At 74.9% G+C, this 21,783-nt stretch carries 23 protein-coding genes; 15 read left to right on the top strand and 8 right to left on the bottom strand.

Annotated features, from left to right (window positions below; translation table 11 throughout):
• The first annotated feature begins 43 nt into the window (after positions 1-43).
• The 11 genes from OG618_RS38070 (at position 44) to OG618_RS28800 (ending at position 10,617) form a co-directional block, all read left to right on the top strand.
• On the top strand, positions 44-121 hold the full coding sequence (locus tag OG618_RS38070; protein ID WP_101948289.1) for a putative leader peptide: 78 nt from the start codon (positions 44-46) through the stop codon (positions 119-121).
• A 176-nt stretch (positions 122-297) separates the two neighbouring features.
• Positions 298-864 (top strand): cysteine dioxygenase, encoded by a 567-nt coding sequence (locus OG618_RS28845; RefSeq protein WP_329490479.1) that lies wholly within the window; start codon positions 298-300, stop codon positions 862-864.
• Complete coding sequence (locus tag OG618_RS28840; protein WP_329490478.1) at positions 858-1,244, top strand: rhodanese-like domain-containing protein; 387 nt, start codon at positions 858-860, stop codon at positions 1,242-1,244. The genes OG618_RS28845 and OG618_RS28840 overlap by 7 nt, the downstream gene beginning before the upstream one ends.
• 382 nt (positions 1,245-1,626) lie before the next feature.
• Positions 1,627-2,763 carry an ABC transporter ATP-binding protein gene (locus OG618_RS28835; protein ID WP_329490477.1) on the top strand — a complete coding sequence of 379 codons (1,137 nt, stop codon included), beginning with the start codon at positions 1,627-1,629 and terminating at the stop codon, positions 2,761-2,763.
• The gene (locus OG618_RS28830; RefSeq protein ID WP_329490476.1) at positions 2,753-3,421 is read left to right on the top strand and encodes an ABC transporter permease; all 669 of its coding nucleotides are present in this window, start codon (positions 2,753-2,755) and stop codon (positions 3,419-3,421) included. The genes OG618_RS28835 and OG618_RS28830 overlap by 11 nt, the downstream gene beginning before the upstream one ends.
• Positions 3,418-4,113, top strand: coding sequence for an ABC transporter permease (locus OG618_RS28825; RefSeq protein ID WP_329490475.1), 696 nt, complete (start codon positions 3,418-3,420; stop codon positions 4,111-4,113). The genes OG618_RS28830 and OG618_RS28825 overlap by 4 nt, the downstream gene beginning before the upstream one ends.
• A 68-nt stretch (positions 4,114-4,181) precedes the next feature.
• The gene (locus OG618_RS28820) at positions 4,182-5,123 is read left to right on the top strand and encodes an ABC transporter substrate-binding protein (RefSeq protein WP_329490473.1); all 942 of its coding nucleotides are present in this window, start codon (positions 4,182-4,184) and stop codon (positions 5,121-5,123) included.
• Positions 5,124-5,319: 196 nt separating this feature from the next.
• Positions 5,320-5,925 carry a hypothetical protein gene (locus tag OG618_RS28815; protein ID WP_329490472.1) on the top strand — a complete coding sequence of 202 codons (606 nt, stop codon included), beginning with the start codon at positions 5,320-5,322 and terminating at the stop codon, positions 5,923-5,925.
• 247 nt (positions 5,926-6,172) lie between these two features.
• Positions 6,173-6,775: a hypothetical protein gene (locus OG618_RS28810; RefSeq protein WP_329490471.1), complete on the top strand. Its 603-nt coding sequence runs from the start codon at positions 6,173-6,175 to the stop codon at positions 6,773-6,775.
• A 458-nt stretch (positions 6,776-7,233) separates the two neighbouring features.
• Positions 7,234-9,288 carry a glycosyl hydrolase family 18 protein gene (locus OG618_RS28805; RefSeq protein ID WP_329490469.1) on the top strand — a complete coding sequence of 685 codons (2,055 nt, stop codon included), beginning with the start codon at positions 7,234-7,236 and terminating at the stop codon, positions 9,286-9,288.
• Between the two features lie 369 nt (positions 9,289-9,657).
• Complete coding sequence (locus OG618_RS28800) at positions 9,658-10,617, top strand: hypothetical protein (RefSeq protein ID WP_329490468.1); 960 nt, start codon at positions 9,658-9,660, stop codon at positions 10,615-10,617.
• Positions 10,618-10,677: 60 nt separating this feature from the next.
• On the opposite strand, the gene OG618_RS28795 is transcribed toward OG618_RS28800, so the two are convergent.
• The 5 genes from OG618_RS28795 to OG618_RS28775 all read right to left on the bottom strand — a co-directional run bounded on the left by OG618_RS28795 (position 10,678) and on the right by OG618_RS28775 (position 15,436).
• Positions 10,678-11,967, bottom strand: coding sequence for a multidrug effflux MFS transporter (locus tag OG618_RS28795; RefSeq protein WP_329490467.1), 1,290 nt, complete (start codon positions 11,965-11,967; stop codon positions 10,678-10,680).
• Between the two features lie 131 nt (positions 11,968-12,098).
• The gene (locus OG618_RS28790; protein ID WP_329490466.1) at positions 12,099-12,581 is read right to left on the bottom strand and encodes a hypothetical protein; all 483 of its coding nucleotides are present in this window, start codon (positions 12,579-12,581) and stop codon (positions 12,099-12,101) included.
• 418 nt (positions 12,582-12,999) lie between these two features.
• Complete coding sequence (locus OG618_RS28785) at positions 13,000-13,806, bottom strand: ATP-grasp domain-containing protein (RefSeq protein ID WP_329490465.1); 807 nt, start codon at positions 13,804-13,806, stop codon at positions 13,000-13,002.
• Entirely contained in the window at positions 13,803-14,174 is a 372-nt protein-coding gene (locus OG618_RS28780) for an ADP-ribosylation/crystallin J1 (protein WP_329490464.1), read from the bottom strand. Before OG618_RS28780 ends, OG618_RS28785 begins: the two co-directional genes overlap by 4 nt.
• Before the next feature lie 83 nt (positions 14,175-14,257).
• Positions 14,258-15,436: an acyl-CoA dehydrogenase family protein gene (locus tag OG618_RS28775; protein WP_329490463.1), complete on the bottom strand. Its 1,179-nt coding sequence runs from the start codon at positions 15,434-15,436 to the stop codon at positions 14,258-14,260.
• Between the two features lie 120 nt (positions 15,437-15,556).
• On the opposite strand from OG618_RS28775, the gene OG618_RS28770 reads away from it, so the two are divergent.
• Positions 15,557-16,093 carry a GNAT family N-acetyltransferase gene (locus tag OG618_RS28770; protein ID WP_329490462.1) on the top strand — a complete coding sequence of 179 codons (537 nt, stop codon included), beginning with the start codon at positions 15,557-15,559 and terminating at the stop codon, positions 16,091-16,093.
• Between the two features lie 94 nt (positions 16,094-16,187).
• Positions 16,188-16,508 (top strand): hypothetical protein, encoded by a 321-nt coding sequence (locus OG618_RS28765; protein ID WP_329490461.1) that lies wholly within the window; start codon positions 16,188-16,190, stop codon positions 16,506-16,508.
• 23 nt (positions 16,509-16,531) lie between these two features.
• Here the strand turns inward: OG618_RS28765 and OG618_RS28760 are convergent, their stop codons facing one another.
• Complete coding sequence (locus OG618_RS28760) at positions 16,532-16,840, bottom strand: AzlD domain-containing protein (RefSeq protein WP_329490460.1); 309 nt, start codon at positions 16,838-16,840, stop codon at positions 16,532-16,534.
• Positions 16,840-17,586: an AzlC family ABC transporter permease gene (locus OG618_RS28755; protein WP_329490459.1), complete on the bottom strand. Its 747-nt coding sequence runs from the start codon at positions 17,584-17,586 to the stop codon at positions 16,840-16,842. Before OG618_RS28755 ends, OG618_RS28760 begins: the two co-directional genes overlap by 1 nt.
• 195 nt (positions 17,587-17,781) lie before the next feature.
• Between OG618_RS28755 and OG618_RS28750 the strand changes: the two genes are divergently transcribed.
• Positions 17,782-18,264 carry a helix-turn-helix domain-containing protein gene (locus OG618_RS28750; protein WP_442906961.1) on the top strand — a complete coding sequence of 161 codons (483 nt, stop codon included), beginning with the start codon at positions 17,782-17,784 and terminating at the stop codon, positions 18,262-18,264.
• 32 nt (positions 18,265-18,296) lie between these two features.
• On the opposite strand, the gene OG618_RS28745 is transcribed toward OG618_RS28750, so the two are convergent.
• Entirely contained in the window at positions 18,297-20,129 is a 1,833-nt protein-coding gene (locus tag OG618_RS28745) for a cholesterol oxidase substrate-binding domain-containing protein (RefSeq protein ID WP_329490457.1), read from the bottom strand.
• Positions 20,130-20,383: 254 nt separating this feature from the next.
• Between OG618_RS28745 and OG618_RS28740 the strand changes: the two genes are divergently transcribed.
• Positions 20,384-21,778, top strand: a complete 1,395-nt coding sequence (locus OG618_RS28740; RefSeq protein WP_329490456.1) for a class II fumarate hydratase — start codon at positions 20,384-20,386, stop codon at positions 21,776-21,778.
• Positions 21,779-21,783 lie beyond the last annotated feature (5 nt).

The following is a 21,783-nucleotide window of genomic DNA, read 5'->3' as shown; positions in this document are numbered from 1 at the left end:
GCCCGCTTGACTCACGCCCCGCGGGTCGGGAAGGATCCGGCGCATGGACTCCGGCACCACTCTGGTTTGCCGCCTGCACGTCGATCTGCGACGCCAGGCGAGCTCCATCTGTGCCTGTTGACCTTGACCCTCCTCGCCGGTCCCGCCCTGTGACGTCCGCCAGGGCCCGCGCCGCGCAGCCGTACCCGTCTTCCTGACGCGCCCCGTTTCCCGGCGCACCCGTACCCGGCAGGCCTGCATCCCCCGCCCCGGTACGGCCGTACCTCCGCTCGCTCCGCCTTCCCCGAGGACGCCCACATGAGCCTGGACCTCGCCCCCGGCACCCCGGCCGGCCCGGCCCGCACCGAAGCCGCCCCCGACGCCCCGACCGCCGCCGACTCCGCCACCACCGCGCCCGCGCGGACCGGTACCCCACTCACCCCGAAGTCCCTGCGCGCGATCGTCCGCGACCTCGCCGAGCAGCCCGACCAGTGGATCCACCACGTCCGGCTCTCCACCGAGGAACGCTGGTACCGGCGCCTGGTGGCCGACGAGGACCACGAGGTCTGGCTGATCAGCTGGCTGCCCGGCCAGTCCACCGGCTTCCACGACCACGGCGGCTCGCGCGGCGCGTTCGCCGTCGCCCTCGGCGAGTTGGAGGAGCTCTCGCTCGGCGGGCCGGAGCAGGGCCTGCTGATCCGCCGGATCACGGCCGGCACCGCCCGGGCCTTCGGCCCGGAATACGTGCACGACGTCCGCAACACGGGCGCGGGCCCCGCGGTCACGCTGCACGCCTACTCACCGCCGTTGGACTCGATGGCGCACTACGAACTGCGGGCCGGCGGACTGGTCCGCACCTCGCAGGAAGGACCGGAGCAATGGTGACCACGATCGACGACCTGGTGGAGCGCGCCCGCGAAGGGGTCCACCGGCCCCGGGCCCGGGAGGCGTACCAGGCCCAGCTGGACGGCGCGCTGCTGGTGGACATCCGGCCGGCGGCGCAGCGGGCGGCCGAGGGCGAGATCCCCGGCTCGCTGATCATCGAGCGCAACGTGCTGGAGTGGCGGCTCGATCCGACGGGCAGTCACCGGATCCCGGAGGCCGAGGGCTACGACGTCGAGGTGGTCGTGGTCTGCTCGGAGGGCTACGCCTCCAGCCTGGCCGCCGCCTCGCTGCGCGAGCTGGGGCTGCACCGGGCGACGGACCTGGACGGCGGTTTCGTCGGCTGGGCGGCCGCCGGACTGCCGACGCGTCAGGGCGGCTGAACGGCAGGGCGGCTGAACGGGCCGCCCGCAGGGCGCTCCCACCCGCCTGGTCCGGGGCGCGTCCGGCCAGGTGGCAGCACCGCCGCGGCCCCTCGGCGGCCGGCCCGACGGCCCCGGGCCGGGCCCGGTCTCCCGGGGGCGGCCGCCCCACGCGGAGGGTAAATCACGGACAGGAGATGATTCAGGTCATAGTCTGATCGGAGTTTCCGCCGGTCCGATGCAGGGCAGCCACGCGGGCGGAAGAACGCCCGGGCAGTTGATCCGACGAAGGGCGGCCGCTTCACGGTCCGTCACTTGTCGACAAACCGCCACGACCGACAGACCGACAGACCGACACCATCGGCGCCACCACCGGGCGGCGCCGAGACAGAGGAAACTCCCCGTGATCAGATTCGACGGCGCCGGCAAGCGCCATCCCGACGGCACCATCGCCGTCGGGGGCCTGGACCTCGATGTGCCCACCGGCCGGACGACGGTGCTGGTCGGCCCGTCCGGCTGCGGCAAGACGACCCTGCTGCGCATGGTCAACCGGATGGTGGAGCCGACCTCGGGCCGGGTGCTCCTGGACGGCACGGACGTCGCTGAGCTGGAGCCGGCCAAGCTGCGCCGCGGCATCGGCTACGTGATCCAGCAGGCCGGCCTCTTCCCGCACCGCAAGGTGATCGACAACATCGCCACCGTCCCCTACCTGCTCGGCTGGGACAAGAAGCGGGCCCGGGCCCGGGCCGCCGAGCTGCTGGAGCTGGTCGGGCTCGCGCCCGAGACCGGCAAGCGGTACCCGTTCCAGCTCTCCGGCGGCCAGCAGCAGCGGGTCGGCGTGGCCCGGGCGCTGGCCGCCGATCCGCCGGTGCTGCTGATGGACGAGCCGTTCAGCGCCGTCGACCCGGTGGTGCGGGCCGGACTCCAGGACGAGCTGCTGCGGCTGCAGTCCGAACTGCACAAGACGGTCCTCTTCGTCACGCACGACATCGAGGAGGCCATCCGGCTAGGCGACCAGGTCGTGGTGCTGCGCGAGCAGGGCCGGATCGCCCAGCTCGCCGACCCGCACACGCTGCTCACCGCGCCCGCCGACGCCGAGGTCGCCGCCTTCCTCGGCCGTGACCGCGGGCTGCGCGGGCTCGGCCTTCGCCCGGCCACCGCCGTCACCGTCCGCCCGGTGGCCGACGGACTGCGCTACGGCCGGTGGGAGTTGACGCTGGACGACGAGCGCCGCCCGATCGGCTGGATCGACCGGGACGCCCCGGCCGCCGCGCTGCACCCGGTCGCCGGGTACCACCCGCAGGCGGACACCCTGCGCTCCGCGCTGGACGCCGCCGTCCTCTCCCCCGCCGGGGTCGCGGTCGCCCTGGACGCCGAGGGCCGGGCCACCGGCACGGCGAGCCGGGAGGCCGTCCTGACCGCCCTGGCGGCCGCGCCCGGTCCCAGGGCCGAGGAGATAGCGATGGCCAAGGCCTACGACACGCCCGGGGCGGGCGAGGTGGACGAGGACGCGACCGACGGAGCCACCGGTGGACGATGAACCGATCGTCCGGTGGTACTGGATCGGCGACCACCTCGGCTACCTGGGCGACCTGCTCGCCGACCACGCGGTGATCGCGCTGCTCCCGGTCCTGATCGGCCTGCTGCTGGCCGTCCCGCTCGGCCTGGCCTGCGCCCGCCACCCCCGGCTCTACCAGCCGCTGGCCGCCGTCTTCAACGTCGTCTACGCGCTGCCCTCGCTGGCGGTCTTCGTGGTGCTCATCCCCTACACCGGGCTGGCCACCCAGGCCACCGTGATGATCCCGCTGACCTTCTACGCGGTCGCCGTCCTGCTGCCCACCACGGTGGACGGCCTGCACGCCGTCCCCGACTCGGTCCGCCAGGCGGCCACCGCGATGGGCTACGGGCCGTGGCACCGGCTGACGGCCGTCGAACTGCCCGCCTCCGTGCCCTACCTGGTCGCCGGCCTGCGGGTCGCCGCGGTCTCCAGCATCTCGCTGGCGAGCGTCGGCGCCCTGGTCGGACGCGGCGGGCTGGGCTACCTCTTCATCGACGGCTTCCAGCGCACCTTCCCGACCCCGATCGTGGCCGGCATCGTGCTGATCGCCGCGCTGGCGCTGGCGGTGGACCTGCTCCTGGTCGGCGCCCGGCGGCTGCTCGCGCCCTGGGCCGTCCGGGAGAAGGGGACCGGCCGATGAACTGGCTCTCCTGGCTGGGGGACTTCTTCTCCTCCCCGGACCGCCGCAGCGGCCCGGACTCGATCGTGCACCGCGTGACCGAGCACCTGGTGCTCTCCGGCGAGGCCCTGCTCCTCGCGGCCCTGCTGGCCGTGCCGCTCGGCCTGCTGATCGGCTACACCGGCCGCGGCGCCACCGCCGTCACCTCGCTGGCCGGCGCCGCCCGCGCGCTGCCGACGCTCGGCCTGGTGACGCTCGCGGTGCTGCTCGCCGGGGTCGGCGACACGGCCGTGCTGATCCCACTGGTCGCGCTCGCCGCGCCGCCGCTGCTGGTCGCCGCCGTGGAGGGGGTGCGCGGGACCGATCCGGACGTCCGGGACGCGGCGCGCGGCGTCGGGCTGACCCACCCGCAGGTGCTGCGGCAGGTCTGCCTGCCGTCCGCGCTGCCCACCCTGCTGGCCGGCTTCCGGACCGCGACCGTCCAGGTGGTCGCGACGGCCACGGTCGCCGCGTACGTCGGCCTCGGCGGGCTCGGCCGGTACGTGATGGACGGGCTGGCCACCCGGAACTACGCCGTGACGGTGGGCGGCGCGCTGCTCGTGGTGCTGCTCGCGGTCGGCGCCCAGCTGTTCTTCGCGCTGCTCGCCCGCTACGCGCTCCCGCCCGGGCTGCGCGCCCAGCGCCGCGCCCGCTCCTCGCGCGAGTCCCCCTGATCCCGCTCCGCAGGCTTGTCCCGCTCGTCCCACCGAGCATCTGCCGTCCCGAAAGGACACCTATCACCATGTCGACATCCGCACGCCGCCGAAGCGGCCGCCGGGCCCTGCTCCTCGGTACGGTCGCCGCGCTCGCCCTCGGCGCCACCGCCTGCTCCTCCTCCGGCGGCGACCCGCTCGGCGGCGGCGCCTCGGCCCCGGCCGGCGCGACGACCGGCGGCTCGGGCTCGACCGTCGTGGTCGGCTCGGCCAACTTCCCCGAGAACGTGCTGCTCGGCTCGATCTACTCGCAGGCGCTGAAGGCCAAGGGCGTCAAGGTCGAGGAGAAGTTCAACATCGGCAGCCGCGAGGTGCTCTACGGGCAGCTCCAGAACGGCAGCCTGACCGTGCTGCCCGAGTACAACGGCGCGCTGCTCTCCTACCTCGGCGGCAAGCCGGCCGCGACCAAGGACGAGGTCAACGCCGAACTGGCGAAGACGCTGCCCGCCTCGCTGGCCATCCTGGACTCCTCGCCCGCCGAGGACAACGACACCCTGAGCATCAGCCAGGAGAGCGCCGACAAGTACCAGCTGAAGAGCATCGAGGACCTGGCCGCCAAGGCGGGCGAGTTCACCATCGGCGGGCCGCCGGAGTTCAAGACCCGCCAGGAGCAGCCGCTCAAGGACGTCTACGGGCTGACCTTCAAGGAGTGGAAGCCGACCGGCGAGACCACCGCCAACGCGATCAAGGACGGCTCGATCCAGGTCGGCAATGTCTTCTCCACCGACCCGAAGATCGCCCAGCTGAAGCTCGTCCCGCTGACCGACCCGAAGCACCTGTTCGGCGCGCAGAACATCACCCCGCTGGTGAACAAGACGGCCGTCGACGCCCCCGCCGTCGCCGCACTGAACGCCGTGTCGGCCAAGCTCAGCACCGACGGCCTGGCGACGCTGATGAAGAAGGTCGCGGTGGACAAGGAGGACCCGTCCGCCGTGGCCAAGGAGTGGCTGAAGGCCAACGGCCTGAGCTGAGCCGGGCGGCCGGACGGCCCGACCGGCAGTGACGGCGACCGGCGGACCGTACGCGCCGGGCCGACGGTACGAGCCGGCCGACCGTACGGCCGGTGACAGCACGCGGCGGCGGTCCGGGGGGGCGACCCCCGGGCCGCCGCCGCTTCGCCGTCGGGGGATCTTCCCTTGAGCGGCGCGAACATGACAGTGTGGCGGAATGCGCACTCGTCTCCTCGCCGCCACCCTCACGGCGTTCGCCGCGGTGAGCCTGGCTGCCTGTTCGTCCGGCTCGGGTTCGGACGGATCCGCGGCCGGCTCCCCCACCACCCCGGCCGCCGCCACCGCGTCCGCACCGGGCACCCCCGCCCCCGGCGGTACCGCCGACCCCTCGGGCACCGGCGCGCCGGCCACCCCGACCGCACCCGGCGCGCCCGCCACGGGCAGCCCCGACGGGCCCGCGCCGGGATCGACCCCGCCCGCCACCCCCGACGCCCCGGACGCCCCCGCCACGTCGGCGCCGCCCAAGCCCGCGCCTCCGGCCGATGCCGGGCTGCCCGCCAAGCCGGGCTCGGCCGACGCCGCCAAGCTGGTCGCCGCGCTCGACGCGATCGACCCGGCGATCGTCGGCGGCAAGCCCGACGAGGCCGTCGACCGGGCCCGCAACCAGTGCCAGGCGATGTACCAGTTCCCCAAGGACCGGGCCAAGCTGGTCGAGCTGGTGAACCAGCGCTTCACCGCGCCCGACCACCCGCAGGGCTTCGGCGCCGAGAAGGCCGAGAAGATCATCGACGCCCTGCGCGCCACCCTCTGCCCGCCGGCCTGACGGCCCCGCACCACGGGCGGACCGCCCCGAGCCGCCCGGTGTCCTGAGCACCGGGCCCGCCGTGGCCGCGCGCAACGACCGGCGCGCGGCCACGGCACCAAGGCGGCGTGGCACCGTCCGGATCGCCCGCCGTGCGGCGGCGATTCCCGAACTGCCGTACGGGGTAGCGGTGCGACGGTGTACGGTCGCCCCCAGGTGAGCCGGGAAGACTGGTCGGCATGATGCCGACGCCTGCCCGAGGAGCACCGTGGCCACCGAGCCGAACGCCGCCGCCCCGCCACCCGCCGCCGCGACCACCCCGTCCGCCGCGTCCGCCGCCGCCGGGCGCGCCGAGCCCGCCGCGGACCGCCTCGGCCCGCTGGTCCGGGTCGACGGCCGCTGGATCCTGGGCGACCACCGGCAGCGGGCCCACCTCACCTTCGAGCCCGCGGGCCTGGTGCACCGCGTCGTGGGCCGGGAGCCGCACCCGGTGGCCTGGGACCGGCTGATGGAGCTGGGCGTGGCGGTCACCGCCGACCGGTTCTCCAGCTCCAGGGTCGGCGGCCTGCTGAGCAGGACCCCGGGCATCACCACCCACGGCTCCTGCCTGCGGGCCATGGTCCGGCACCCCTACGACATGTGGTCGGCCGGGTTCAGCCACCACCGCGCGTTCTACCCCTCCCGCGAGATCGTGCTCCTGCAGTCGCTGCTCGGCCTCGTCGTCGACCGGAAGCGGGCCGAGCTGCTGGGTGACGACGCCTGGCTGACCACCGCCGTCCGCGGGCTGGCGGCGCACCGCCCCGCCGTCCGGTGGCGCCGGCCGGACGGGGTCGCCGAACTCGTCGACGAGCTGCTCGCACAGGCCTCCTGAGACCCTCCCGACCCCGGCGGCGGCCCTCCCGCCGAGCCGCGCCCCTGGGGCCGGTGGGGCTCCGGCGGCGCCGCCCGCGCGGCCCTGACGGTGCGTCCGGTGACCGCCCGACCCGTCCGCCGACGAACAGTTAGGACTCTTGACAGACGAGTGGTCTAGTCCAACCATAAGCATGTCGATCCGACCGGGATGCACTGTGGGGGTGTGACCACCGGCGGCTGAGGCATTGCCCTGCCCTGCTCCGCTCCACCCCCGACCCGCACGGCGCACGCCTGCCCACACACTGTCGTCCGCCCGTCCGGATGGCACGGGGGCTCCGTACGCCCACCCGCCGCACGCCCCCACCACATTCCGCAGCATCCGCTCCGCAGCAATGCCACCTGCGCGGTCCCACGGTTTCGCCGCGCAGCCCCGCACTTCACCAACGTCCTGCCCCACCAAGTCTGTTGGAGAATTCCATGCGTCTACGCAGAACACTCCAGGCCGCCCTGACGGCCTGTGTCACACTGGCCGCGTCGGCCGGCCTGGTCGCCGTCGGGACGGCCTCGGCCGAAGCCGCCACCCCGCTGCCGACCCGGGTCTTCGCCCCGTACTTCGAGGCCTGGACGGGCGAGAGCCCGGCCGCGCTCGCCGCCCAGTCCGGTGCCAAGCACCTGACGATGGCGTTCCTCCAGGCCGCCACCAAGGGCTCCTGCACGCCGTACTGGAACGGCGACAGCTCGATGCCGGTCTCGCAGGCCACCTTCGGCGCGGACATCGCCACCATCCGGGCCAACGGCGGCGACGTGATCCCGTCGTTCGGCGGCTACACCGCCGACAACACCGGTACCGAACTGGCCGACAGCTGCACGGATGTCAACCAGATCGCGGCCGCCTTCGAGAACGTCATCACCACGTACGACATCAGCCGGATCGACCTGGACATCGAGGACAACTCGCTGACCAACACGGCCGGCATCGACCGCCGCAACAAGGCGATCAAGCTGGTGCAGGACTGGGCCGCCGCCAACGGCCGCTCGATCCAGTTCTCCTACACGCTGCCGACGACGACCAGCGGACTCGCCTCCAGCGGCCTCGCGGTGCTGAAGAACGCCGTCACGAACAACGCCCGGATCGACGTCGTCAACCTGATGACCTTCGACTACTACGACAACGCCGCGCACGACATGGCCGCCGACACCCAGACCGCGGCGACCGGCCTCTACAACCAGCTGGCCAAGCTCTACCCGACCAGGACCCCGGCGCAGCTGTGGGGTTCCATCGGCGTCACCGAGATGGTCGGCATCGACGACTTCGGCCCGGCGGAGACCTTCACCGTCGCCAACGCGACCGCGGTGTACAACTGGGCGGTCTCGAAGGGCATCAACACGCTGTCGTTCTGGGCCCTCCAGCGCGACAACGGCGGCTGCCCGGGCACCGGCGGGCGGGACGACTGCTCCGGGATCAGCCAGGGCAAGTGGGACTTCAGCCACATCTTCTCCCAGTACACCAGCAGCACCCCGGTGGGTAACGACTTCTCGGTCGCGGTGAACCCGAACTCCGGCACCGTGGCGGCCGGTTCCGCCACCAGCGCGACGATCTCCACCGCCGTGACGGCCGGCTCCGCCCAGAGCGTCAACCTCACCGTCACCGGCGCCCCGGCCGGCGTCACCGCCACCGTCACCCCCGGCAGCGTCACCGCCGGCGGCACCGCCACCCTGAACATCACCACCACCGCCGCGACCGCCGCCGGGACCTACCCGCTGACGATCACCGGCAACGCCACCTCCGGCAGCCACACCAGCAGTTACTCGCTGAAGGTGACGAGCACCCAGCCCGGCAACGACTTCTCGGTCGCGGTGAACCCGAACTCCGGCACCGTGGCGGCCGGTTCCGCCACCAGCGCGACCGTCTCCACCGCCGTGACGGCCGGCTCCGCCCAGAGCGTCAACCTCACCGTCACCGGCGCCCCGGCCGGCGTCACCGCCACCGTCACCCCCGGCAGCGTCACCGCCGGCGGCACCGCCACCCTGAACATCACCAGCACCGCCGCGACCGCCGCCGGGACCTACCCGCTGACGATCACCGGCAACGCCACCTCCGGCAGCCACACCGGCACCTACAACCTCACCGTCACCGGGGTCACCCCGCCCGGCGGCCTGGTGAACGGCGGCCTGGAGACGGGCGGCCTCGCCCCGTGGACCTGCCAGAGCGGCGGCTCGGTGGTCGCCACCCCGGCCCACTCGGGCGCCCACGCCCTGCAGGCCGCGGCCACCGCCGGCCAGACCGGCCAGTGCCAGCAGACGGTGACGCTGTCGCCCAACACCTCGTACACGCTGAGCGGTTGGGTCCAGGGCAGCTACGCCTACCTCGGCGTGAGCGGCGGTGCCACCGCCAGCACCTGGACGAACGCCTCCGGCTGGACCAAGCTGACCGTCCCGTTCACCACCGGCGCCTCCGGCACCGTGACGGTGTACCTGCACGGCTGGTACGGCCAGGGCAACGTCTTCGGCGACGACTTCGCCATCGCCTGATCCCGCCCGCGACACCCCCCGTCCCGTCGGGGGCGGCGCGACCTCCCGTCGCGCCGCCCCCGGCGGGCGTCCGTTCCACGAGCGGGACACGGCCGTCCCACCGCCCACTCCCGGCCCATCAGTCATGTCATAGGATCACCGACCATGGCGGACGGGGTGGGGACGACGGACAGCACGCGAACACCCGGCGGGGCTTCCCTCCCGCCACCGGCCGGAGCACCCGCCGGCCCACCGCAGGCCGATCCCTCGCAGCCCGGCCCGCCCCGAACCGATCCCGCGCAGGCCGGGCCGACCGCCCGGGCGCCGTACGCCGGTGGCTCGCCGTACCTCGCCGGCCCCGACGCCCCGCGGCAGCCCGACTGGGCGGCCATGGCCGAACAGCACGAGGCGGAGATCCGGCGCCGGAAGCGGCTGCGGGTGATCGGTGCCAGTGTGCTCGCGACCGCCCTGATCGGCGGGATGACGGCGACGGCGATCACGGTCTCCGGCAGCTCCCGGAACGACCACCCGACCGGCACCGCCACGCTCCGGCCCGGCCCCACCGCCGACCCGACCGGCGCGGACACGGGCCTCACCACCGGGGCGCCACCGACCGCGACGGCCACCGCGCCGACCGGCGCTCCCGGCCCCACCGGCACCGCCTCCGGGAGCCCGACCCCCTCGCCCGGCAAGTCCGGCGGCAGGCCGAGCGGTACCGCCACCCCCGGCACGCCCGGGGCGAGCGCCACCCAGGGCGCTCCCCCGCCCGCCGCGCCGCCGGCCGTGCCACCCGCCGGTGCGCCCGCACCGGCGAGCAGCGCACCGCGCGACCCGCTGACGGTCATCTCCGAGGCCGCGACGGACACCGCCCCGCTCGACCCGGGCACCCTGTTCGCCGCCCCGATCCTCACCGTGGGCGGGCGCACCTGGAACCGGATCGCCACCAGCAGCACGGACACCTGCTGGCAGGCCACCACCGGCGGCCTCGGCGACGTGGCGAGCGGTCAGTCCTGCCGCAAGCTGCTGCGCGCGACGTACACCTCCGGCGACAGCGCGGTCACCGTCGGGGTCGCCGTCTTCGACCACAAGCCGCAGGCGGACGCCGTCGGCCAGGCCCACAAGGGCCAGATCCAGGGGCTGACCACACCCGCCGGCATCGCCTGGTGCGTGACCACGGGCTGCGCCAACACCCACACCACGATCGGCCGTTACGGCTACTACACCGTCTCGGGCACCTACCGCCCCGGCGGCACCACCCAGGACGCCGCCGCGACCGCGGCCGGCCCCGAGCTGGCCGCCTACGCCCGCACCCGCCTGCTCGCCCGCGGCCAGGCCGCCGTCGGCGTCTGACCCGACGGCGTGGTGGGCCGGCGGCGGCCCGGGCCGGCGCCGGCGTCCCACGCGCCCCCGCTATCCGGCCACCGCCGGGCGGCGGGGGCGGCAGAGCGCGAGGTAGGCGATGGCGGAGAGTGCGGCGCAGCCGAGGACGACCGCCGCGAGGAGCACCGCCGACGGCGTGCCGCCGAGGCTGCTGAGCGGCGCGACCAGCGCGCCGCAGAGGAACGTGCCGGTGCCGATGAGGGCGGAGGCCGAGCCGGCGGACTGCGGGGGGACCAGGCTGAGCGCCTGGGCGGCCGAGTTCGGGAGGATCACGCCGAGGCTGCCCATCAGGACGAAGAGCGCCGGGCAGACCCCGGCCAGGCCGAGGTCCCAGACCGCGGTGAGCAGGACGAGCGCCACCCCCGCGGCGACCGCCGTGCCGAGGCCGGCCAGCATCAGCGCGCCGGGGGTGAACCGGCGGGCGAGCACCCGCCCGTTCAGCTGGGTGACGCCCACGATGGCGAGCGAGTTGAGGCCGAACAGCAGGCTGTAGGTCTGCGGCGAGACGTGGTACACGTGCTGGAGCACCACCGAGGAGCCGCTGATGTAGCCGAACAGCGAGCCGAAGGCGAAGGTGCTGGTCAGGACGAGGCCCAGGAAGGGCAGGTTCCGCAGCAGCCCCTTCATGGTGCGCAGCGTGGCCACGAGCCCGCCGCCGTGCCGGTCGGCGGGCGGCAGGGTCTCGCGCAGGGCCGCGAAGGCGATCAGGGTGAGCAGCAGGCCGAGTGCGGTGAGGGCGCCGAAGGTGCCGCGCCAGGAGGTGACGCGGAGCAGCTGGGCACCGACGACCGGGGCGAGGATCGGGGCGAGGCCGGATATCAGGCTGATCGAGGCCAGGAAGCGGAGCATCGCGACGCCCTCGAAGCGGTCCCGGGCGACGGCGCGGCCGATGACCAGGCCGGCCGCACCGGCCGCGCCCTGCACGAAGCGGGCCGCGATCAGCACCGGCAGGGTGGGCGCGAGCACGCACAGCACGCTGGCCAGGGTGTAGACCACCAGGCCGACGAGCAGCGGCGGGCGGCGGCCGAAGCGGTCGCTGAGCGGTCCGAAGATCAGCTGGCCGGCGGCGACCCCGAACATCGAGAAGGTCAGGGTGAGCTGGACGGCGGCCGGCTCGGCGGCGAAGTCGTCGGCGATCGCCGGCAGGCCGGGCAGGTAGAGGTCGGTGGTGAGCGGGCCGAGGGCGACCAGGCCGCCGAGCACGGCGACGGTGCCGCGCCCCGGGGCGGCGGCGGTCCGGCCGGACCCGGTGGCCCGGGCCGCGGGCGCGGTCGACGTCTCGCCGGTGGGGCCGGCGGGACCGACGGTCGAACCAGGCATGGGGCTCCTCGGGGGCGGGCGCTGGATTGTCCTCGCTCCGTCCTACCCCAGCGGCCCGGCGGGGCGACACCCGGGGTGGGCCGCGCGGCCCACTCCCGCCCCCGGCGCCCGTCCGCCCGGTGCCCGGCTCCTCAGTGCCTGGCGGCCGACTGCGCGCGCAGGGCGGCCTGCACGGCGGCCCCGTCCTGCCAGGCGTAGAGCTGGTTGCCGGTCAGGGTGACGTTGTACTGCCCGCACGAGCCGGTGATCTTCGAGGAGACGCCCTGCGGGAACCAGCCGGCCTTCAGCGCGGCCGGCACCGGGTGGACGGCCCTGCCCGGCTGGGCGGTGACGCAGCCGGCCGGCAGCCGCCCGTCGGGCAGGGTGGCGCGCAGCAGGCGGTCGTCGCCGGTGGTCGACATCAGGTACTGGACGGTGGAGGCGTTGTCGGGCAGCCAGGACGGTACCGACTGCCGGTCGGCCTTGGCCGCGCTGCCGGTGCTGTAGCTGGCCTGCTCCTGGTGGCGGCCGTCGTACCAGTCGGAGACCCGCGGGCCGACCGCCACGGTGGCGACGGCGACGGCCATGCCCGTACCTGCGACTCCGAGCGCGACCTTGCTCACGATGCCGTTCATGCCCGCCCTGCCCTCTCCCTGTTCGGTCCCGTACCCGGTGCCCGGCGCTGCGCGTCGGTGCCCGGTCCACCGGGGTGTCTCCATCCTGACCCGCCGTGGGCTGCCGTGGCGTCACCACCAGGTCGCGACCGTCCCTCCGACCTTGGGGGTACCGTCTCCACCTTCAGGGGTATACGCGGCGCCGCCGTCTCGGGGTTCACCCCCGACAGGCCGGGGCGGGCGGGCCGTTCAGGGGGCCGCCGGGGGGCGGCTCCCCGCCCGCGCGGGCACGGCGACCGGGACGGCCGGCCGTCCAGAGTCCAGTGCGGGTCGATCGGCCGGCCGAGGGAGGCGTACACCTGGGCGGCGACGTCCGGGTGCCGGATCTCCCCGGTGGGCGGGGCGGCGGGGAGCGGACCGCGGGACCGGACCGCGGGCCTCAGTCCGGCCCGGCGCCCGCCCGGACGAACCGCCGGTCGGCGGGCCGCAGCGCCGCGACCGGTCCGGCCGCCCGCAGCACCACGTCCAGCATCCGGGCCGGGTCGGCCGTGTAGGAGTGCGCGAACCACGGCATGTTCGCCTCGACGACGGCCCAGCGCTCGGCCGGGTCGTACGGGTCGAGCAGCGGGCCGACGTCCAGCGCCACCGCGCTGGGCAGGCCGTCCCCGGCAACGGACAGCAGGCGGTGGGCGAAGCCGACGGCCTCCTCGGACACCGGCCCCGGGTCCAGCCGGCCGAAGCGGGCGTAGCGGCTGCCGGCGACCACCTCGCCGTCCAGGACGAAGAGCCGGTACTCGGACCCGAACGTCACCGGGTCGCTGACCAGGACGGGCGTGTCCGGTCCGATCCGCTCGCCGTGCCGGGGCAGCCGGGAGCCGTCGGCGTAGACGGCCGGCGGGAGGGACTTGTCGGCGGGCGGCTTCACGAAGGCCGGGCCGCGCAGCGTCCAGGCCTCGGCGAGGGTGGTCAGCTCGATCCGCCGGCCGGTGAACTCCTCGGGCAGCCGGGCCAGCCAGTCGTCCGCCGGTTCCAGCAGGGCGAGGCCGAGCCGGTCGGCGATCCGGGCGCCGGCGAGCGGGCCGCCGAACCAGTGGACCGGACACCCGGCGAGCCGGTCGAGGACGTCGGGACCGGTGAGCCGGACGGTCGGCAGGCCGCGCGCGGCGGCGGCCTCGGCGAGCAGGACGGTCGTCCCGGTCTGCCGGGCCGGGGTGAGCAGCACGGGCGCGCCCGGTACGGCCGTCACGGCCGCGGCCGGAACTCGTGGACGACCTCGATGCGGCCGACGATGTGCCGGTTGAACTCCGCCAGCTCGTCGGCGGGCACCCAGAGTTCGAGGATGGTCCGGCCGCCGGCCTGCCGGACGGGGTAGCGGGCCAGGAAGGCGGTGTCGACCTCGAAGCGGGTGACGTAGCCGACGCCGGACGCGGGCACGTTCCAGTCCCGGGCGATCCGGATCGCGTAGTCCTCGTTCAGCACCGGGTAGAAGATCGGCTGGTCCGGCAGCCGGGGCGGCCAGGCCCGCCGGTCCGCCGCCTCGACCAGGGCCAGCTCCTCGGGCCCGGTGGGCCGCCAGAGGGTGGTGGTCGCGGGGGTGCGGGTCGGTCCGTTCATGGGAGCCGACGGTAGCCGGGCCGCCGCCGGCCCGGCCACCGGATTCCGGGCGGCGGGCCGGGGCGGCGGCCCCTGGACGGCCGTCAGCGGTACGCCGACTCCCCGGTGATGGCCTCGCCGAGGACCAGGGTGTGGATCTCGCTCGTCCCCTCGTAGGTGAGCACCGACTCCAGGTTGTTGGCGTGCCGCAGCACCGGGTACTCGGTGGTGATGCCGTTGGCGCCGAGGACCGTCCGGGCGCTGCGGGCGACCTCCAGCGCGGCGCGCACGTTGTTGAGCTTGCCGAAGCTGATGTGCGCCGGGCGGGCGGCCCCCTCGTCCTTGAGCCGGCCGATCCGCAGGGCGACCAGGTACGCCTTCTCCACCTCCAGCATCATCTCGACCAGCTTCTGCTGGGTGAGCTGGAAGCCGGCGATCGGGCGCTCGAACTGCACCCGGCTCCCGGCGTAGTCGAGGGCGGTGGTGTAGCAGTCGCGGGCGGCGCCGACGGTGCCCCAGAGGATCCCGTAGCGGGCCTCGCCCAGCGAGGAGAGCGGCCCGCGCAGTCCGGTGACGCCGGGCAGCACGGCGTCGGCGGGCAGCACGACCTCGTCGAAGACCAGCTCGCTGGTGACGGAGGCGCGCAGCGACAGCTTGCCGTGCACGTCGGTGGCGGTGAACCCGGGGGTGCCGGGCTCGACCAGGAAGCCCCGGACGCCGTCCTCGGTCTGCGCCCAGACCACCGCGACGTCCGAGACGCTGCCGTTGGTGATCCACATCTTGGAGCCGGAGAGCACCCAGTCGCCGCCCCTGCGGCGGGCCCGGGTGCGCATGTTGGCCGGGTCGGAGCCGAAGTCCGGTTCGGTGAGGCCGAAGCAGCCGATGAGTTCGCCGGCGGCCATGCCCGGCAGCCAGCGCCGCTTCTGCTCCTCGGAGCCGTAGGCGTGGATCGAGCGCATCGCGAGCGACCCCTGTACGGAGACGAAGCTGCGCAGGCCGGAGTCGGCGGCCTCCAGCTCCATGCAGGCGACCCCGTAGGCGACGGCCGTGGAGCCGGTGCAGCCGTAGCCGTCGAGGTGCATGCCGAGCACGCCGAGGGCGCCCAGTTCGGGGGCGAGTTCGCGGGCCGGGAAGACCCCGCGCTCGAACCAGTCGCCGATGTGCGGGCGGATCCGCTCGTCGGCGAACTTCCGCACGGTGTCGCGGATCAGCCGCTCCTCGTCGGTCAGCAGGTCACCGACGGCGAGCAGGTCGGCCGGGTCGATCCGGGTCGGCTTCGCCATGGCAGCTCCTTGTAGTCTCGGCGGGCACCGGGCCGGGCCGGAAGAGGGGTGTCGGCCGCGGCGGGTACCGGCGAGTATTCCGTACGGAGCGGGCCTCCGGACGAGGGCGAGGGAGTGAGCATGTACACAATTGAACGGCTGACGGCGGACGCGCTGCTCGACTCGGCGGAGCAGCTGGCCGCGCTGCTGGCGGACACCGTCGCGGACGGCTCCTCGCTGGGCTTCCTCGCTCCGCTCGACCCCACCGAGGCGACCGCCTGGTGGCGGGCGCTGGCTCCCGAGGTCGAGGCCGGGCGACTGCTGCTCTGGGTGGCCCGCGCCGACGCGGACGGCCGGATCGCCGGGACGGTCCAGCTGCGGCCGGCGGTCACCGCCAACGGCCGGCACCGCGGCGAGGTCGCCAAGTTGATGGTCCGCCGGGCGGACCGGGGCCAGCGGCTGGCCGGGCGGCTGCTGGCGGCGCTGGAGGCGGCGGGCACCGGGCACGGTTTGCGGCTGCTGGTGCTGGACACCGAGACGGGCAGCCCCGCCGAGCGGATGTACGGGGCGGCGGGCTGGACCAGGGTGGGGACCATTCCCGGCTACGCGACCGACCCGGCGGGTGAACTCCACCCGACCACCGTCTTCTTCAAGGCCCTCCCAGCCGCCGCCACCTGACGGGCCCTCCCCGTCCGGCGGACTCCTCCCGACCGCCAGCCCCTAGGATGATCGTTTCAGGGGGGCGGACGGGAATCCGAACGAGGGGTGGGGCATGACGCGCTGGGCACTGGTCGTCCAGGAGACCGAAGGGGTCGGCAACGACCGGATCTGGGGCACCAAGGTGCTGGCCGAGATCGAGGGCAACCGCGAGGAGGCGCTCGCCGAACTCCGGCGGCTCGTCCCGTCGTACACCCCGCAGCACCCGTTCAACAGCCGCCGGCGCACCCTGCTCCGGGACGGTGACACCTATCTGCTGATCTCCCAGGGCAGCATGCGGGACTACCACTGCGTGTTCCGGGTGTGGGAGCTGCTCTGGGACAGCGAGCGGCCCGAGATCCAGCAGGAGCGCCTGGGCAACGCCGCGCAGGGCTGAGCCGGCCGGTCCGGACGCCCGTCTCAGGCGACTCCGCAGAGCCGCAGCAGCGCGGTGGTCGCGGCACCCGCCACCACGACGAGCGGGAACGGCGCACGGCGCAGCGCGAGCAGCCCGGCCACCAGGACGCCGGACGGCCGGGCCCAGCCGGCGAAGCCGTGGCCCTGGGTGAGGGCGCCGGTGGCGACCAGCGCGACCAGCAGGACGGCGGCGGCCACCGCGAGCAGGTGGCGCAGCCGGTCGGAGAGGGTGAAGCGGTCGCCGAGGGCCGGGCCGGCGAGGCGGAACGCGTAGGTGCCGGCGGCGAGCAGGAGGACGGCGAGCAGTGGCATCAGTGGACTCCCTCGGCGGCGGGTGCGGGGCGAGGCGGGGCGGGGCCCTGGGCAGCCGGCTCCGGAGCGTTCGGCCGGCCGGACCGCGGCCCGGCGAACAGCAGGCCGAGCAGGGCCAGCAGCACGGGCAGGCCGGCCGGCAGGTACGGGGTGGCGGCGACCGCGACCACGGCTCCGGCCAGCGCGGCGGCCCGGGTCCGCCGGTCGGTGAGCGAGGGCAGCACCAGGGCGAGCAGGACGGCCGGGAAGGCGGCGTCGAGGCCGAGGGCGTCGGTGTCGCCGATGAGGCCGCCGGCCAGCGCGCCGACCAGCACGGAGGCGTTCCAGACCACGAACAGCGCCACGCCGCAGACCCAGAACGCGGCGCGGCGCCGGCGCCGGTCGGACTGGAGCAGGGCGAAGGCCGCCGACTCGTCGGTGAGCAGTTGGGCGCCGAGCAGCCGCCGCCACCACGGACCGTCGAGCACGTCGGAGACGGTGAAGCCGAAGGGCAGCAGTCGGGCGTTGAGCACCAGGCCGGTGGCGACGGCGGCGAGCGCGCCGCCGCCGGAGAGCACGACGCCGACGGCGGCGAACTGGGCACCGCCGGCGAAGACCAACACCGACATGGCGATCGGCAGCCAGAGCGGCAGGCCACCGGAGACACTGATGGCACCGAAGGAGGCGCCGACCAGGGCGTCGGCGACGCAGACCAGGGCGATGTCCCGCAGCGTGGCACGGTCGAGTGTTCGGAGGAGCGAACGCATGTCCAGTAGAGTGAACCCGAAGGCTGTCGTTCGTCAAGGCGAACGCCCGTACGTGCGGAGCGAACGCGGATGAGTGCGAACACCGGGTCCCGCAGCGCGGGCGACGGAGCCGGGGGGCCGGGCGCCGCCGGCTCGGAGCTGATCGGGCTGATCGCCGCGTCCATCCGGCGCGAACGCGAGCGGGCCGGTCTCTCCATGGCCGAGCTGGCCCGCCGGGCCGGGATCGCCAAGTCGACGCTCTCCCAGCTGGAGTCGGCCGCGGGCAATCCGAGCGTGGAGACGCTCTGGGCGCTCGGCGTCGCGCTGGACGTGCCGTTCAGCCGGCTGGTCGACCCGCCGCGACCGGTGGTGCGGGTGATCCGGGCCGGCGAGGGGCCGGTCACCCACTCCGAGCGGGCCGACTACGCCGCCACCCTGCTGGCCTCCTGCCCGCCCAACGCCCGCCGGGACGTCTACCGGATCGAGGCGCAGCCGGGCGAGGCCCGGGCGTCCGACCCGCACATGCCCGGCACGGTGGAGCACGTGGTGCTCAGCGCCGGGCGGGCCCTGGTCGGCCCGCCGGCGGAGCCGGTCGAACTCCACCCGGGCGACTACGTCAGCTACCCCGGGGACGCCCCGCACATCTTCCGCGCCCTCGCGCCGGACACCGTCGCGGTCATGGTCATGGAGCACGTGTAGGACCCGGCCGGCGGAGAACCGGGGCCCAGGCGTCAGACCGTCAGCAGGGTGTCCAGGAAGGCGTTCCCGAAGACCCGGTACGGGTCGTGGCGGTCCAGAACGGCGACCGCCTCGTCCCAGCCGGGGCCGCCGCCGTCGCGCAGGCTGGCCGGGACGACCCGGCCGAGCACGTCCGGGTCGGCCCAGGCGGCGTCCTCGGTGTACGCCCAGCCCTTGGACCACTCGACCCGCAGACCGGCCCGGGTGCCGTCGAAGGTCCGGAGCAGGAACCGTTCGAGGTCGCGGGCGAAGCGGTGCAGGCCGGGGGTGCCGGGGAGGCTGAGGACGTCCAGCCAGACGGCGGTGTCCCAGTCGGGGCGGTCGGGGCGCGGGCGCAGGGCGGAGAGCAGCGGCGGCCGGGCGCCGGGGACGCCGCTGGCGGCCGGGTCGTCCAGGCCGGTGACCCGGATCTCCACCGCGCCGTTGACCGGGAACTCCCCGCGCGCCTGGTACTCGGCGAGCAACTGCCGGTAGTGGGCGGCGAACTCGGACACCACCCACTGGAGGTCGGCCCGCCGGGCGAGCACGGCGTAGCCGTTGGCGGTGACCCGCAGGGTGGTCGGGCGGACGTACTGCAGCAGGGTGCGGGAGGGGCCCCAGAGGTCGGAGCGCAGGCCGCCGGCGAGCAGGTGGGTGAGGAGTTCGCCGGAGAGCAGCTCGCGGAGCACGCCGCCGGAGAGCAGCACGTCGGTGAGGTCCCCGGTGAGGGCGACCTTGGCGACCAGGTACTGGAGTTGGCCGAAGAGCGGGGCCGACCCCCAGGCGCCGGCGACGAGTTGGCCGGCGAGGCGGGCGACCGGCTCCGGGATGCTGTCGGAGAACGGGTAGTTGTAGGGCTCGTCGACGGTGCGGGAGCCGAGCGGGCGCTGCGGCGCGACGCTCCAGGTCTTCAGCCAGGGGCGCTCGGTGCAGGCGAACCAGATCACCTCGGCGCGCCCCTCGCGGTCGACGAAGTCGGCGAGGGTGCGCGGGCGGCCGAGGATGCCGCCCGGGGTGCCCGGGCGGGCGAACAGCTCGGTCGCCGGGATGTCCAGCCGGCTGACGCAGCGCAGCGGCACGTCGGGGCCGGCCCGGAGCACCACCTCGGTGACGAAGGCCCGGCCCAGGTGGACCAGGAACGCGGCGCTGTCGGCCTCGGAGCGCTCGAAGGTGCGCAGCGCGTAGCGGTCGGTGGCCGGGTCGTGGACGACGGCGGTGAGCCGGACGACCTGGTTGCTGACCGAGCCGTAGCCGTGGCCGTCCGGGCGGAGCTCGCCGACGGCCGGGACGGCGGTGCCGTGACCGCCGATGGCGAGCACGCCGCCGACGGTGAGTTCGCCGGGCGCGGGGCAGTTGGCGACGCCGAGGCCGCGGCCGGCCAGGTGGGCGAGCAGGCTCTCCATGGTGGCGCCGGTCTGCGCCCGGACGGTGGTCGGCGAGTCGGCGGTGAGCGCGGTGAGGTGGCGGGTGGTGTCCAGCAGCAGGACGCGGGCGGAGCCGGGGGTGTCGTCGGCGACGGTGAGCGGCGCCCAGGTGTGCCGGTAGCCCTGGGCGCGCAGCCGCCAGCCGTGGGCACGTGCCCAGTCGGCGAGCGGCGGGACCTCCTCGGGGGTCCGCGGGGCACAGGTCCAGAGCTGGTCGGTGCGGACCTCGCCGGACCAGTTCTGGTAGACCCGCTGGTACAGCTCGGTGCCGGCGGGCAGTTCGGGCGGCACCGGGACGGCGGCCCGCGCGCTGTCCGGCCCGATCGTGCCGCGCAGCAGCCAGCCGGCCGTGCCGAGGGCCGCCGAGGCGCCGAGCAGCTCCCGCCTGCTCAGCCCGTCCCGGTCGCGCCGTGTTGCCGCCATGTCCGCCCCCTGCTCGGTGATCGTCTCCCCCGGTGCCTGCACGGGCGGGTGAAGCCGGTGCGTGCACGAGCGTACGAAGCGGACCGGCGCGCTCGGACCGGCCGGTCGCGATCTTCATCCCTTCGAGTGAAGGTCGGCCGGTTCCCCCACCTGGCGCGGAAATACCGGGGGCCCCTGCGCGGCTGTCGTCTGCGCAGACCGCAGCCGGTCGGGGAGCAGACCCGGCCGGGGCCGACCAGGAGGTGCAGCGCGTCATGGGTGAGCAGCAGGAGTTCCGGACCGAGCACGACTCGATGGGCGAGGTCCGGGTGCCGGCCGCCGCCAAGTGGCAGGCGCAGACCCAGCGGGCGGTGGAGAACTTCCCGGTGTCGGGCCAGCGGCTGGAGCGGGCCCACATCGCCGCGCTGGCCCGGATCAAGGCCGCCGCGGCCCGGGTGAACGCCCGGCTCGGGGTGCTGGACGAGGAGACGGCGCAGGCCGTGGCGGCCGCCGCCGAGGAGGTCGCCCAGGGGCGCTGGGACGACGAGTTCCCGGTGGACGTCTTCCAGACCGGCTCGGGCACCTCCTCCAACATGAACGCCAACGAGGTGATCGCCACCCTGGCCGGCGAGCGGCTCGGCCGCCCCGTCCACCCGAACGACCACGTCAACGCCAGCCAGTCCTCCAACGACGTGTTCCCGTCCTCGATCCACATCGCGGCCACCGCGGCCGTCACCCACGACCTGATCCCGGCCCTGGAGCACCTGGCGGAGGCCCTGGAGCGGCGGGCCGCGGCGTTCTCCGAGGTGGTGAAGTCCGGCCGGACGCACCTGATGGACGCCACCCCGGTGACCCTCGGCCAGGAGTTCGCCGGGTACGCGGCGCAGGTCCGGCACGGGCGGGAGCGGCTGCTGGCGACGCTCCCCCGGGTCGCCGAACTGCCCCTCGGCGGGACGGCGGTGGGCACCGGCATCAACACCCCGCCCGGTTTCGCCGCCGCCGTGATCGAGGAGGTCGCCCGGGCCACCGACCTGCCGCTGACCGAGGCGCGGGACCACTTCGAGGCGCAGGGCGCGCGGGACGGCCTGGTCGAGCTGAGCGGTCAGCTCCGCACCGTCGCGGTCGGCTTCACCAAGATCGCCAATGATCTGCGGTGGATGGGCTCGGGCCCGCGCACCGGCCTCGGGGAGATCAACCTGCCGGACCTCCAGCCCGGTTCGTCGATCATGCCGGGCAAGGTGAACCCGGTGCTGCCGGAGGTGGTGCTGATGGTCTCGGCCCAGGTGATCGGCAACGACACCACCGTCACGGTGGCCGGCGCGAGCGGCAACTTCGAGCTCAACGTGATGCTCCCGGTGATCGCCCGCAACGTGCTGGAGTCGGTCCGGCTGCTCGCCAACAGCGCCCGGCTGCTCGCCGACCGCACGGTGGACGGCATCACCGCCAACGTCGAACGGGCCCGCGAGTACGCCGAGTCCTCGCCCTCGGTGGTCACCCCGCTCAACCGCTACCTCGGCTACGAGGAGGCCGCCAAGGTCGCCAAGCAGGCGCTGGCCGAGCGCAAGACGATCCGACAGGTGGTGCTGGAGCGCGGCTACCTGGAGCAGGGCAAGCTGACCCGCGAGCAGCTGGACGAGGCCCTCGACGTGCTGCGGATGACCCGCCCGTGACCACG

Origin of the sequence: Kitasatospora sp. NBC_01246 (assembly GCF_036226505.1) — a bacterium.
GTDB lineage: Bacteria > Actinomycetota > Actinomycetes > Streptomycetales > Streptomycetaceae > Kitasatospora.
Note: the sequence above shows the minus strand (reverse complement) of the source record. Positions and strands in the feature narration are given on the sequence as shown.

Excerpts from the sequence above, each read along its gene's own strand:
- OG618_RS28805 (WP_329490469.1), top strand. The coding sequence starts at position 7,234 with ATGCGTCTACGCAGAACACTCCAGGCCGCCCTGACGGCCTGTGTCACA.
- OG618_RS28825 (WP_329490475.1), top strand. The coding sequence starts at position 3,418 with ATGAACTGGCTCTCCTGGCTGGGGGACTTCTTCTCCTCCCCGGACCGC.
- OG618_RS28840 (WP_329490478.1), top strand. The coding sequence starts at position 858 with ATGGTGACCACGATCGACGACCTGGTGGAGCGCGCCCGCGAAGGGGTC.
- OG618_RS28745 (WP_329490457.1), bottom strand. The coding sequence starts at position 20,129 with ATGGCGGCAACACGGCGCGACCGGGACGGGCTGAGCAGGCGGGAGCTG.
- OG618_RS28770 (WP_329490462.1), top strand. The coding sequence starts at position 15,557 with ATGTACACAATTGAACGGCTGACGGCGGACGCGCTGCTCGACTCGGCG.
- OG618_RS28815 (WP_329490472.1), top strand. The coding sequence starts at position 5,320 with ATGCGCACTCGTCTCCTCGCCGCCACCCTCACGGCGTTCGCCGCGGTG.
- OG618_RS28750 (WP_442906961.1), top strand. The coding sequence starts at position 17,782 with ATGGCCGAGCTGGCCCGCCGGGCCGGGATCGCCAAGTCGACGCTCTCC.
- OG618_RS28820 (WP_329490473.1), top strand. The coding sequence starts at position 4,182 with ATGTCGACATCCGCACGCCGCCGAAGCGGCCGCCGGGCCCTGCTCCTC.
- OG618_RS28755 (WP_329490459.1), bottom strand. The coding sequence starts at position 17,586 with ATGCGTTCGCTCCTCCGAACACTCGACCGTGCCACGCTGCGGGACATC.
- OG618_RS28780 (WP_329490464.1), bottom strand. The coding sequence starts at position 14,174 with ATGAACGGACCGACCCGCACCCCCGCGACCACCACCCTCTGGCGGCCC.
- OG618_RS38070 (WP_101948289.1), top strand. The coding sequence starts at position 44 with ATGGACTCCGGCACCACTCTGGTTTGCCGCCTGCACGTCGATCTGCGA.
- OG618_RS28775 (WP_329490463.1), bottom strand. The coding sequence starts at position 15,436 with ATGGCGAAGCCGACCCGGATCGACCCGGCCGACCTGCTCGCCGTCGGT.
- OG618_RS28740 (WP_329490456.1), top strand. The coding sequence starts at position 20,384 with ATGGGTGAGCAGCAGGAGTTCCGGACCGAGCACGACTCGATGGGCGAG.
- OG618_RS28765 (WP_329490461.1), top strand. The coding sequence starts at position 16,188 with ATGACGCGCTGGGCACTGGTCGTCCAGGAGACCGAAGGGGTCGGCAAC.
- OG618_RS28845 (WP_329490479.1), top strand. The coding sequence starts at position 298 with ATGAGCCTGGACCTCGCCCCCGGCACCCCGGCCGGCCCGGCCCGCACC.
- OG618_RS28760 (WP_329490460.1), bottom strand. The coding sequence starts at position 16,840 with ATGCCACTGCTCGCCGTCCTCCTGCTCGCCGCCGGCACCTACGCGTTC.
- OG618_RS28800 (WP_329490468.1), top strand. The coding sequence starts at position 9,658 with ATGGCCGAACAGCACGAGGCGGAGATCCGGCGCCGGAAGCGGCTGCGG.
- OG618_RS28790 (WP_329490466.1), bottom strand. The coding sequence starts at position 12,581 with ATGAACGGCATCGTGAGCAAGGTCGCGCTCGGAGTCGCAGGTACGGGC.
- OG618_RS28795 (WP_329490467.1), bottom strand. The coding sequence starts at position 11,967 with ATGCCTGGTTCGACCGTCGGTCCCGCCGGCCCCACCGGCGAGACGTCG.